Here is an 11,412-nt window from a genome sequence, read left to right as displayed (position 1 = left end):
GCCGGAATACAGCGTGTCGTCTCCCATGTTGGCGCCGTTGTTGATGCCCGAGAGCACCAGGTCGGGCCGGTAGCCGAGCAGACCGGTCAGGGCGAGATGGACACCGTCGGATGGCGTGCCGCTGACATAGCGGAAACCGTTGGCGGCGCGGTGGACATTCAGCGGCCGGTTCAGCGTCAGCGAGTTGGACGTGCCGCTGGCGTTCTGCTCGGGGGCGATGACTTCGATCTCGCCCAGGCCTTCGCAGGCTTTTACCAGGGCCGCGAGGCCCGGTGCGAGGTAACCGTCGTCGTTGGAAATCAGGATGCGCATGGGGCCAATTGTAGGGAGAGCGTCACCTGCGAGACCGGGTGTAACCACCTTGATTCCTATCATCGCCAATTCACGAAATCTGGAGACGACGATGAAGGCATGGCTCTGCGAGAACCCGGTGGGCGTCGAGGCGCTGCAATGGCGTGAACTGCCCGCTCCCGCTCTGCCAGCGGGCCAGATCCGCGTGGCTATCCACGCCGCCAGCCTGAACTTTCCTGACCTKCTCATCGTGCAGAACAAGTACCAGATGAAGCCGCCCCTGCCCTTTGTGCCAGGCACGGAGTTCTCGGGCGTGGTCACCGAGGTGGGCGAAGGCGTCAAGGGCTTTGCCGTGGGCCAGCGCGTCGCGGCCTTTGGCGGCCTGGGTGGCTTTGCCACCGAGGTCTGCATCCCGGCCGTGCTGGCCATGCCGCTGCCCGAAGCTTTCAGTTTCGAGGACGCCGCGGCCTTCATCTGTACCTATGCCACGAGCCACCACGCGCTGGTGGACCGCGCAGCTCTGAAGCCCGGCGAGACCGTGCTCATCCTGGGCGCGGCGGGTGGCGTCGGCACGGCCGCCATCCAGATCGCCAAGGCCGCCGGGGCGCGGGTCATCGCCGCGGCGGGCAGCGATGCCAAATGCCTGGCCTGCAAGGCCCTTGGCGCCGACGCGACCATCAACTACGCAACGCAGAACCTGCGTGATGAATTGAAGGCCCTGACCGAAGGCAAGGGGCCCGACGTCATCTACGACCCCGTTGGCGGCGACCTGGCCGAAGCGGCCTTCCGCTCCATCGCCTGGCGCGGCCGCTACCTCGTCATCGGTTTTGCGCAGGGCCAGATTCCGGCGCTGCCGCTGAACCTGGCGCTGCTCAAGGGCGCGTCCCTGGTCGGCGTGTTCTGGGGCGAATTCGCCAAACGCGAGCCTGGGCATAACGCCACGATGCTGGGAGAGTTGGCGGCCTGGTACGCCGCGGGCAAGATCAAGCCGGTGCTGGACCGGGTGCTGCCGATGGAGGAGTTGCCTGCCGCCTTCGCGCGCATGGCGGCCCGCGAGGTGGTCGGCAAGTTAGTTCTTACCAATTCGTGAAGCCTGAACCGGGGGCTTGGACTAGGGCGATCCACCGGAGCTTCTAGGGGGCGGTGCGCTACATTCTCGACGGTCGAATCGACAGCCGCTGCCCGCCACGCGCCATGACCGTCAAAGTTCTCATCATCGAAGACAACCCCGTTGCCCGCAGTTTCCTGTGCYGCGTGGTGCGAGAGAGCTTCAGCGACGCGATGGAGCTCACCGAAGTCGGTGACCTTGAGAACGCCCGCCGCCAGGTGGCCAAGCTTTCAGGTGGCAACCCGGAGATCAGCTTCAAGCTCATCCTCGTCGACCTGGAACTGCCCGACGGCAACGGCATGGAGTTCCTGACCGAGCTGGCGGGATCTCCGGCCATCAAGATCGTCACGACGCTGTATTCGGACGACGACCACCTCTTCCCGGCCTTGCAGTGCGGTGCCGACGGCTATCTGCTGAAGGAAGACCGCTTCGAGGTGCTGGTGGAGGAGCTGCAGCGCATCGTGCGCGGCCAGCCGCCGCTGTCACCCGCCATCGCACGCCGCCTGCTGTCTCACTTCCGTCCCGGCTCCAGTGACAGCGGCACCATGCCGCTGAACTCGGGYTTCGGCTCACTGTCGTCCTCGCACGCGGGCTTTTCCAACAGCCGCAGCGTCGCCCTGGACCCGCCGCCCGAATGGGAACGCCTGACGCCGCGCGAGAGCGAAGTGCTGACCTATCTGAGCAAGGGCTTCACGATCAAGGAGATCGCGAACCTGATGGGCATCAAGTGGTTCACCGTCAACGACCACATCAAGAGCATCTACAAGAAGCTCAACGTGTCCAGCCGTGCGGAAGCGGYGGTGCTGGCGTCAAAGCAGGGCCTGGTCTAACCAGCGGTCCATCAGCCGCTTCAGGGCGGCTCGCAATCCTTCAGATTCGCGCGACATCGCGGCGCGAAGTTCATTCGGCGTGATGCCGGCCTGCGCCAGCTCGTCGATATGGCCGATCAGCCATTGCTCGAAGCGCTCGGGCGCGACCTCGGGGTGGAACTGCAGGCCCAGGGCCCGGTTGTGCGGCGCGAACGCCTGGTGAGGGCAGACGGTCGTCGCCGCCAGTGACACCATCCCGGCCGGCAACTCGAACTGATCGCCGTGCCAGTGCAACATGGGTTGATCGCCCAGCTCGACCAACGCCGTGCCCTGCCCCGCCGCCGTCATGGTCAGCGGCGCAAAGCCGATCTCCTTGACGCCCATCGGCTTCACGCGCGCGCCCAGGGCTCGGGCCATCAGCTGCGCGCCCAGGCAGATGCCGAGCAGCGGCAGGCGTGAGTCCAGTCGTTGGCGGATCAGCCCGACCTCGTCGACCAGCCAGGGGAAACGTTCCTCGTCTTCCACGCTGATCGGCCCGCCAAGCACGACGAGCAGATCGATTGCATCAAGATCAACGGCAGCGAAGTCGTCGACGCCGGCCTCGTGATAGCGGACATCGAAACCGCGTGAAAGCAGCACGGGCTCGATGAGACCGAGGTCCTCGAAGGCGAGATGGCGCAGGGCCAGGGCGGTTTTCATCTGCGCCATCATCGCCTCTCGATCAGACAGCCGAGCGCAGCTTCACGCTCGGGAAATCCACCGGCACCGCAAACGCGACGTTCACGTAGTTGGTGAACAGGTTCAGCGCCACGTGAGCCAGGATCTCGACGATCTGGCCGTCGCCAAACCCCGCCGCGCGCACGGCTGCCACATCGGCATCACCCACCTGGCCGCGCTGCTCGACGAGTTGGAGCGCGAAGCGCAGCGCCACCGCCGTCGCCGGGTCGGCCGACTCACCAGCCTGGGCCGCGTTCATCTCGGCAGGCGTCGCGCCGGCCTTGCGGCCCAGGGCGGTATGCGCGGCCAGGCAGTACTCGCAGGCATTGCGGTCGGCCACGGCGACAGCGATCTGCTCACCAAGCTTGGCCGGGATGGCCCCGCCACCAAGAGCGCCAAAGAAGGACCACATGGCCTGCAGCGCCGCAGGCGAATTCGCCGCCGCGCGGAACATGTTCGGCGTCGCGCCAAAGGCGCCGTGGATCGCGTCCAGCGTCGCGCGGGCTGCGGCGGGGGTGTCGGTGGCAGAGACAAGGGGAACGCGGGAGGTCATGGTGTCGCCTTTCGAGGGCAGTGGATGAAGGCCTCCACTGTCGTTGCCAGGCAGGAACGATAGGTATCATTTCATCCAATAATTCAACCCATTCGTACCGTGACTGACAGCCCGCCACTGGACCGCCTGAGCCCGCTGTTCGAGCGCTTTCGCGTGCGCGCCAGCCTTTTCCACGCCGGGCCGCTGTGCGGCGTGACCCACTTCGATGCAGGGCCCGGCCGCGGTTTCCTGCATGTGATGCGCAATGGCGAGATGGAGGTGAGGCATGCCCGTGCGACCGGCCTCATCGAACGCCTGTGGGTGCGCGAACCCAGCCTGGTCTTCTACCCGCGCCCGCTGGCGCACGACTTCCACAACGCGCCGACCGAGGGCTCGGACTTCGTCTGCGCAACCCTGGACTTCGAGGCCGGCCACCCACTCGTGCAGGCGCTGCCGCCGCTGGTCGTGCTCCCGCTGGCGCAGGTGGAGGGCATTGACGCGACGCTGAAGCTGCTGTTCGGCGAATCGGAGCACGTGCGCTGTGGTCAACGCCTGCTGGCAGACCGGTTGTTCGAGGTGCTGCTGCTGCAACTGCTGCGCTGGATGCTGGACCAGCGCGACGCGGCCCTGCCCTTGGGCCTGATGCGCGGCCTGGCGGACGCGCGCCTGGCCCGGGCGCTAACGGCCCTGCATGCCCGGCCGGGCGAGGCCTGGAGCCTGGCAGCCATGGCGACCGAGGCTGGCATGTCGCGCAGCCGCTTTGCCGAGGCGTTTCGCGACGCCCTGGGCCAGACGCCCGCCGGCTATCTCGCCGACTGGCGCCTGGCCATCGTCCGCGCCGAACTGCGCGCCGGCAAGTCCTTGAAGACGCTGGCGGCCGAGCTGGGCTATGCGAATGCCTCGGCCCTGAGCCGGCTGTTCGCGCAGCGGCATGCGGGCACGTCGCCGCGGGCCTGGCTTCAGCAGCACGGGTAGTAAAGTGCCGCAGATGCATCGCGTCGGTCGCTTCGTCCTGCTCTGCCTGCTGCTCGTGCTGCTGCCCCTGCGCAGCCTGCTCGCGGCCGGCCAACTGGGCTGTGAGCCGGCACCGGTGCCCATGCAAGAGCAACACGCCGGCCATGACCACCAGAGCATGCATGGCGATGCCCACAACCACGCGGCCAAGCCCTGCAAGCTCTGCGCGCCCTGTTGCCTGGCGGCCGCGCCGCCGCCCGTGCTGACGCTGGACACGCCGCCTGCCGCACCGGCCCTGCGCGTCGCCCAGGCGCCGGCCGAGCGTTGGGCTGGCGTCGTGCCGCCACTGCCCGACCCGCCTCCCAGGGGCTGAGCTTCTCTTCTCCGCTGTTCCCACCGCTGCCAAGCGCGGCGGGCGTCTTCGCACCGCCCCGAGAGGCCCTGCATGCATCCCCTGCCCTTCGCCCGCACCTGCGGGCTCGCGCTGCTGACCGCGCTGACTGGCTGCGCCACCGCGCCCCCCGACAGCATCGCCCCCGTCTCCAGGCTGACCGAGCCACACACCGCCCAGCCACTGTCGGCCACCCTGCCCTCTGCTCACCAGATTGACGAGCGACTGCGAGAACCGCTGACGGCGGATGCCGCCGTGCAGCTCGCGCTGCAGAACAATCACRGGTTGCAGGCCCGGCTGGCACGCCTTGGTGTCACCGCTGCCGACGTCGATGCGGCCGGCCGCCTGCCCAACCCAGGCTTTCGCTTCAGCCGCCTGACGCGTGGCAGCGAGGTGGAACTGGAGCGCGGCTGGCATATCGACCTTGCGCGCCTGCTGACCCTGCCGCTGGTGCGCGCCGCCGAGCAGCGCCGCCTGCAGGCTGAGCAGCAGCAGGCCGCCGCCGACACGCTGGCCCTGGCCGCCGACACGCGCCGCGCCTGGGTACGCGCCGTCGCGGCCGAGGAGGCCCTGGCCTACCGCCGCCAGGTGCGGGAAGCCGCCGAGGCCGGCGCGGAACTCGCACGCCGCATGCAGGTCGCCGGCAACTTCAATGCCTTGGCGCGGGCCCGCGAACAAGGCTTCGAGGCCGACGCCCGACTCGCCTTGGCACGCACCGAGGCCCAGCGGCTCGCCGCACGCGAACGCCTCGTGCGCCTGCTGAGCCTGGAGGACGGCAGCGCACTGCGCCTGCCGGAGCGCCTGCCCGACCTACCAACCACGCCGCGAGAGCAAGCCGGCATCGAAGCGCAAGCCCTGGCCCAGCGCCTGGACGTGCAGGCGGCGCGGCTGACTCTGGAGCAATCCGCGCGCCAGCTTGACCTTGCTCGAATGACGCGCTGGGTGTCGATGCTGGAGCTGGGCACGGTACGCAACTCGTCCAACGAACAGCCTACCCAGCGCGGCTGGGAGGTGGCGCTGGAGCTGCCGCTCTTCGGCCCCGGCCCCCAACCGAAGGCTGAGGCGCTGGCCCGCGAAGCCGCACATGTGGCCGCGGATACAGCCATCCAGGCCCGCTCCGAGGCCCGCGAGGCGTACGGCCTCTACCGCAGCGCCTTCGATGTCGCCCGCCAGCACCGGGACGAACTGCTGCCGCTGGCCCAGCGCGTCTCCAGCGAACAGCTGCTGCGCTACAACGCCATGCTGATCGGCGTCTTCGAGCTGCTGGCCGATGCTCGCGCCCAGGTCGCCGCCGTCAGCGCCACACAGGAGGCGCTGCGCGATTTCTGGGTCGCCCAGGCCGACCTCGACCAGGCCCTTGTCGGTCGTGTCGCGCCAGCCCTGCCCCAGGCCGCCGCAGCCCCCGCCGCGGCAACCCACTGAATCCCGAGGATCCCATGCTCAATCGACGCTCCCTGCTCGCTGGCACCTCGCTGGCCGCGGTGTCCACCGTGGCGCTCGCGGCCCTGCCAGAACCCGTCATCCAGACCTCGCCCGACACGCAAGCGCCGCTGGTTCCACGCAATGGCCGCCCCTACAACCCCGTCGTCACGCTGAACGGCTGGACGGCGCCATGGCGCATGAACGCCGGCGTCAAGGAATTCCATCTCGTCGCCGAACCCGTCGTGCGCGAGATGGCGCCGGGCTTCACCGCACGCCTGTGGGGCTACAACGGCCAGAGCCCCGGGCCGACCATCGAGGTCGTCGAGGGCGACCGCGTGCGCATCTACGTGACCAACCGCCTGCCCGAGGCCACCAGCATGCACTGGCACGGCCAGCGCCTGCCCAACGGCATGGACGGTGTCACGGGCCTCACGCAGCCTCCCATCCCACCCGGCAAGACCTGGGTCTACGAGTTCATCGCCCGCCGCCCCGGCACCTTCATGTACCACCCGCATGCCGACGAGATGGTGCAGATGGCCATGGGCATGATGGGCCTGTGGATCACGCATCCCAAGGCGAAGCACCCGCAGATCGCCGACGTGGACCGCGACTACGCCTTCCTGCTCAATGCCTATGACATCGAGCCCGGCAGTGCGACACCGAAGGTCATGACCATGCTGGACTTCAACCTGTGGAGCTGGAACAGCCGCATCTTTCCGGGTATCGCGCCGCTCGTCGCGCGCCAGGGCGACCGCGTGCGCATCCGCATCGGCAACTTGACGATGACCAACCATCCCATGCACATCCATGGTCATGAGTTCGAGGTCACCGGCACCGACGGCGGCCCGGTGCCACGCACGGCGCGCTGGCCCGAAGTGACAACCGACATCGCGGTCGGCCAGATGCGCCAGATCGAGTTCATCGCCGACGAGGAAGGCGACTGGGCCTTCCACTGCCACAAGGCTCACCACACGATGAACGCGATGGGACATGACGTGCCAACCATGCTGGGTGTGGATGCGAGCGACCTGGAGGCCAAGATCCGCAAGCTGGTGCCGGGCTATATGGCCATGGGCCACAGCGGCATGCACGAGATGACGGAGATGAGCATGCCGGGGCCGGAGAACACCGCGCCCATGATGGCCGGGGACGGGCCTTTCGGATCGATAGCGATGGGTGGCATGTTCAGCGTGCTCAAGGTCAGGCGCGGACTGAAGCGGGGCGACTACAGCGACCCGGGCTGGTTCCCGCACCCCGCCGGCACGCTGGCGCGCGAAGTGGGTGACGCGCCGCCAGCGGCCACGGCGCCCGGCGCGGCCCCCCAGGATGCCCAGGTGCAGGTGCGCAAGCCCGGAGGGCACCACCAACATTGACGGCGGGCCGCATTGGCGGGTTTTAACAAGCTCTCGGCGGGGCAGATCGAGACACTGACTCCATCGATCCACCCCACCCAGGAGCCTGTCATGAGCACCACCATCCGCCCCTTCCGCATCGACATCCCGCAAGCCCAGATCGACGACCTGAAGCAGCGCCTGCGCCAGACCCGCTGGCCCCAGACCACCGTGCAGGATTGGAGCCGCGGCCAGGCCACCGGTTTCATTCGCGAACTGGCGGAGCAATGGCTGGATGGCTACGACTGGCGCCCGCACGAAGCCGAGCTGAACCGCCATCCGCAGTTCCTGACCGAGATCGACGGCCAGACCATCCACTTCCTGCATGTGCGCTCGCCCGAGCCGCATGCGCTGCCGCTGATCCTCACGCATGGCTGGCCCAGCACGGTGGCCGAGTTCCTCGATGTGATCGGCCCCTTGAGCAACCCACGCGCCCATGGGCTGGACCCGGCGATGGCCTTTCACCTCGTCATCCCGTCTCTGCCCGGCTTTGCCTTCTCGTCGCCGCTGGCCGGCCCAGGCTGGGAGGCCACGCACACTGCCGCCGCCTGGGACACGCTGATGAAGCGCCTGGGCTACGAGCGCTATGGCGCCCAGGGGGGCGACGGCGGCGCGCTCGTCGGCCGCGAGCTGGGCATCCTGAATCCGCGGGGCTTGGTGGGCGTGCACCTGCAGCAGATCTTCGCCTTCCCGAGCGGCGCGCCGGGCGAGATGGAGAAGCTGTCCCCGTTCGAGAGGGCCGGGTTCGCCAACCTCGAGCGCTTCCAGAAGTACAACGGCTATGCCGAGATCCAGTCCAAGCGGCCGGCCACGCTGGGCTTCGGCCTGGTGGATTCGCCGGTGGCGCAGCTGGCCTGGAATGCCGAACTCTTCTTCGGCTTCGAGGGCGAGGCCGCCCAGACCATGGACCGCGAGCGCTTCCTGACCCATGTCTCGCTGTACTGGTTCACCGCCACCGGCGGTCAGGCGGCGGAGTTCTATTTCGAGAACGCCCAGACCGGCGCCGGCTACCGTGAACTGCCCAATCCGGTGCCCACGGCCGTGGCCTCCTTCCCGAACGACTTCCGCTCGGTGCGTGCCTTTGCCGAGCGCTCGCACAGCAACATCGTGCAGTGGACCGAAATGCCGCATGGCGGGCATTTCGCGGCGACGGACGCGCCCGAGCTGCTGGTGCGGGACATGCGCCGCTTCTTCGCCCAGTTGCAGTAAGTCGTCGCTACCATGCGTGCATGCCTTCTCCTCGCATGCACGTGGCGTGACGGGCCACAACCCAGGCATCCAGCGTGAAACGCGCGCGGCCGATTCGCCATCGGCCGCGCGTTTCATCACGCACATCGACCGGGTGAGCTACACGGCAGCGACGCAGGATCTGGTGCGGCCGGATGGCAGCTGGGACCTCGTCTTCCGGCAGACCCGGAGCGGCCTGATGGTGCTGCAGACCGGCCAGACCGACCGCATCGTGGAACTGGGCAGCGAGGCCGGCGACAGCTATCTCAGCATCGCTTTCCGACCCGAGATCTACATGCCCGCCCGACCAGGCCAGCGCATGATGAACCAGGGCCATGTGCATGGGTTCGCGGGGCGGCGTGACTTCCTGATCGGCGACGAGCGCCTGGAACTGCCCAGCTTCGAGAACGCCGAGCAGCTCGTCATGCAACTTGCGCGGCGCGGCCTCATCGAGGTGGACCTGCTGGTGCAGCGCGCTGCTGCCGGCGGCTGGGAGCGCGTGGACGACCGCAGCCTGCAGCGCCACAGCAGCCATGTGACCGGCATGAGCCCGAAGAAGCTGCAGCAGATCCTGCGCGCCGATGCCGCCGCAGGCCTGCTGCAACAAGGTCAGCGCCCCGCCGATGTGGCGGCCGAACTGGGCTACACCGACCAGGCCCATCTCACGCATTCGCTGCGCAGGATTCTGGGGCTCACACCGGGGCAGTTGCAGCCACGCGCACCCAACCTGCCCTGATTGACGCCCCGCACAAAGCAAAAAGGCCAGTCCTGGTGGACTGGCCTTGTGCTGGAGGAGAGGGGGGAATGCGCACCAACAGCATTAGAGCGGCCTCCCGGCTGACTTTCCGCGCGATGCCTACGCGGATGCCTACAGATTTCTTGCGCTGCAATCGGCGCTCTGCGACACTAGGGCGTCAGCGGCGGCTTGGATGGAAACGCAGCCTATTGGTCTAGGTTCCTGTGTGTGCGCAAACGCCTGGTGGTAACTCCAGTTCGATTCTGGTGGCGCACGACCAACACAGGGCAGCCGGTACTCAAGCCCGACCCGCTGACACCTCCCACGGGAGGGCCTTCAAGACTCCATCCCCCAACCGTCCCGGGTCCGTCACCCGGGCGCTTGACGGAAGCACAAGGGGTGGAGTCTTGAGGGAATGCGCAGGCTGATGCGCGAGATGAACTAGGAATTGGTCATTCGGCTCCGGCCGTCTTGAGGCCCTTCACCGGGGATATGCCGGAGATCAGCACCGGTCCCTCAACCTTCAAGTCTGCACGTTGGATCGCCTTACCCTGTACCAGTCAAGTGGTGCCGTCACAAGCAGGGGCAGCGTGCAGACTTGAGGGTCAAGCGCAGCAGTACGCGCAGGGTTGCGGGATCGTGGCCGCCCTCAGCCAATTCGAGTCGAACGAAAGGCGCAAGCCCTCCGCCTCGGAGCTTCAGGACGGCAGGACCGTATGCTGGCAGGTCGGAGGCGCAACAAAGCGAGTTCGTGACAGGCCGGAGAGTCGGCCCCTCTCCTTCTTCCATAGCGCAGAAGCCCCGACACATGGACTGGATTCAATCGCCGCCACCTTTCATCCCTGCCGGTCCGATGCAGGTATGGACCGCCAGTGGCGATGTCCGCGAGGTGGCGTATCGACCTGGTTTTTGCCCGATGGCTCTTTGGTTCACCGACTGCACGCACGCGCTGCAAAATGCCTACTGCTCGCGTGATTCCGTGCAGGCTTGGCGCTATGTCACCAAGCAGCAGTAGCGCAGAAGCCCCGACACCATGTGTTTCCTCTCAAGCCTATTCAGTGACCCCTACGCCGAGGCGCGCGCCTTCTATGGGGCCGCCTTCCCGGCGATGCTCCGGCACGATGCATGGCTCAAGGCTTCGGAGGAGCGCGGCCGAGCCGTGGCGCCGACGCTTGTTGACGACGTGTCCGGTCAGGTTGCTGAGGGAATAGAGCCTTGGCGGTGTGCTTGGGCGCTGCGCCAGCACTTCGGCCCTGTTAACTCACTCTGAGCCCTCACCTCTCCCGAGGTGGAATGGCTACTGTGTCGTTCCAATCGCCGTCACCGAACTTCGGCCCGCCCGGAAACAGCGCTGGCGGCAGCTTCCGCTCCACGGGCTCCAGCGGCTTGTAGCTGACGATTCTGAGRGTGCCGCAGCGGCGCACCTCGGCGTACAGCGCGTGGAAGAAGGGGCCCATGCGAGAGCGGCGGAATAGCAGGTAGCCCTCGCGACCTTTGGACCGACGACGCCAGTAAAGGCGCCATGCGAAGAACACGCAGTTGCTTCGCGTCACGCCAAGACCGGCGCCGCCCCGATTGCCGCACGACGCACAGCCTCAACGCCACGCTTGGCATCACGCCGGCTGCGGTAGCCTTTGCCCTGGCCAGCGCCATCCGCAACGATCCGGCCGTTGCTGGCCTTCAGGTGCCAGAACCATCTTCCGTTTTTGCCACGGAAGATCTTGAACTTGCTCACGGCTTTGCAGCGGAAGCTGCCGCCCCGGTGATGGTCATTTTGCACCCCGGTTCGATGACGACAGAGCCGGAGACCTTGTTCACGAGGTCAAGGTTGGCG

General features: G+C 67.4%; 13 protein-coding genes. 9 read left to right on the top strand and 4 right to left on the bottom strand.

Annotation, left to right across the window (positions count from 1 at the left end; all coding sequences use genetic code 11):
- Positions 1-312: 5'/3'-nucleotidase SurE (locus ACXJKR_RS13580; RefSeq protein WP_457323278.1), on the bottom strand; the 312-nt coding region annotated here is incomplete at its 3' end.
- 91 nt (positions 313-403) lie between these two features.
- Here ACXJKR_RS13580 and ACXJKR_RS13575 point away from each other — a divergent pair.
- Positions 404-1,381 (top strand): NADPH:quinone oxidoreductase family protein, encoded by a 978-nt coding sequence (locus ACXJKR_RS13575; protein WP_457323277.1) that lies wholly within the window; start codon positions 404-406, stop codon positions 1,379-1,381.
- 104 nt (positions 1,382-1,485) lie between these two features.
- Positions 1,486-2,229 carry a LuxR C-terminal-related transcriptional regulator gene (locus tag ACXJKR_RS13570; protein ID WP_457323276.1) on the top strand — a complete coding sequence of 248 codons (744 nt, stop codon included), beginning with the start codon at positions 1,486-1,488 and terminating at the stop codon, positions 2,227-2,229.
- On the opposite strand, the gene ACXJKR_RS13565 is transcribed toward ACXJKR_RS13570, so the two are convergent.
- Both ACXJKR_RS13565 and ACXJKR_RS13560 read right to left on the bottom strand, forming a co-directional pair.
- Complete coding sequence (locus tag ACXJKR_RS13565; RefSeq protein WP_056197162.1) at positions 2,209-2,907, bottom strand: glutamine amidotransferase; 699 nt, start codon at positions 2,905-2,907, stop codon at positions 2,209-2,211. The genes ACXJKR_RS13570 and ACXJKR_RS13565 overlap by 21 nt on opposite strands.
- A 22-nt stretch (positions 2,908-2,929) precedes the next feature.
- Positions 2,930-3,478 (bottom strand): carboxymuconolactone decarboxylase family protein, encoded by a 549-nt coding sequence (locus ACXJKR_RS13560; protein ID WP_056195406.1) that lies wholly within the window; start codon positions 3,476-3,478, stop codon positions 2,930-2,932.
- A 99-nt stretch (positions 3,479-3,577) separates the two neighbouring features.
- On the opposite strand from ACXJKR_RS13560, the gene ACXJKR_RS13555 reads away from it, so the two are divergent.
- From ACXJKR_RS13555 to ACXJKR_RS13525, 7 genes are all read left to right on the top strand, one after another.
- Positions 3,578-4,432 (top strand): cupin domain-containing protein, encoded by an 855-nt coding sequence (locus ACXJKR_RS13555; protein ID WP_457323275.1) that lies wholly within the window; start codon positions 3,578-3,580, stop codon positions 4,430-4,432.
- A gap of 13 nt (positions 4,433-4,445) precedes the next feature.
- Positions 4,446-4,784: a hypothetical protein gene (locus tag ACXJKR_RS13550; RefSeq protein WP_457323274.1), complete on the top strand. Its 339-nt coding sequence runs from the start codon at positions 4,446-4,448 to the stop codon at positions 4,782-4,784.
- A 72-nt stretch (positions 4,785-4,856) separates the two neighbouring features.
- Positions 4,857-6,224 carry a TolC family protein gene (locus tag ACXJKR_RS13545; RefSeq protein ID WP_457323273.1) on the top strand — a complete coding sequence of 456 codons (1,368 nt, stop codon included), beginning with the start codon at positions 4,857-4,859 and terminating at the stop codon, positions 6,222-6,224.
- A gap of 14 nt (positions 6,225-6,238) precedes the next feature.
- The gene (locus ACXJKR_RS13540) at positions 6,239-7,597 is read left to right on the top strand and encodes a multicopper oxidase family protein (RefSeq protein ID WP_457323272.1); all 1,359 of its coding nucleotides are present in this window, start codon (positions 6,239-6,241) and stop codon (positions 7,595-7,597) included.
- Between the two features lie 90 nt (positions 7,598-7,687).
- Positions 7,688-8,824, top strand: coding sequence for an epoxide hydrolase family protein (locus ACXJKR_RS13535; protein WP_457323271.1), 1,137 nt, complete (start codon positions 7,688-7,690; stop codon positions 8,822-8,824).
- A 16-nt stretch (positions 8,825-8,840) separates the two neighbouring features.
- On the top strand, positions 8,841-9,578 hold the full coding sequence (locus ACXJKR_RS13530; RefSeq protein WP_457323270.1) for a helix-turn-helix domain-containing protein: 738 nt from the start codon (positions 8,841-8,843) through the stop codon (positions 9,576-9,578).
- Between the two features lie 808 nt (positions 9,579-10,386).
- Positions 10,387-10,593: a hypothetical protein gene (locus ACXJKR_RS13525; RefSeq protein WP_457323269.1), complete on the top strand. Its 207-nt coding sequence runs from the start codon at positions 10,387-10,389 to the stop codon at positions 10,591-10,593.
- A gap of 534 nt (positions 10,594-11,127) precedes the next feature.
- Here ACXJKR_RS13525 and ACXJKR_RS13520 read toward each other — a convergent pair.
- Positions 11,128-11,313 (bottom strand): YegP family protein, encoded by a 186-nt coding sequence (locus ACXJKR_RS13520; protein WP_457323268.1) that lies wholly within the window; start codon positions 11,311-11,313, stop codon positions 11,128-11,130.
- Between the last annotated feature and the right edge of the window lie 99 nt (positions 11,314-11,412).

Source organism: Roseateles sp. P5_E11 (assembly GCF_054049355.1).
The sequence above is the reverse complement of the archived record's forward strand: the minus strand, read 5'-3'. Positions and strand labels throughout refer to the sequence as shown.

Excerpts from the sequence above, each read along its gene's own strand:
- ACXJKR_RS13525 (WP_457323269.1), top strand. The coding sequence starts at position 10,387 with ATGGACTGGATTCAATCGCCGCCACCTTTCATCCCTGCCGGTCCGATG.
- ACXJKR_RS13535 (WP_457323271.1), top strand. The coding sequence starts at position 7,688 with ATGAGCACCACCATCCGCCCCTTCCGCATCGACATCCCGCAAGCCCAG.
- ACXJKR_RS13560 (WP_056195406.1), bottom strand. The coding sequence starts at position 3,478 with ATGACCTCCCGCGTTCCCCTTGTCTCTGCCACCGACACCCCCGCCGCA.
- ACXJKR_RS13565 (WP_056197162.1), bottom strand. The coding sequence starts at position 2,907 with ATGAAAACCGCCCTGGCCCTGCGCCATCTCGCCTTCGAGGACCTCGGT.
- ACXJKR_RS13550 (WP_457323274.1), top strand. The coding sequence starts at position 4,446 with ATGCATCGCGTCGGTCGCTTCGTCCTGCTCTGCCTGCTGCTCGTGCTG.
- ACXJKR_RS13540 (WP_457323272.1), top strand. The coding sequence starts at position 6,239 with ATGCTCAATCGACGCTCCCTGCTCGCTGGCACCTCGCTGGCCGCGGTG.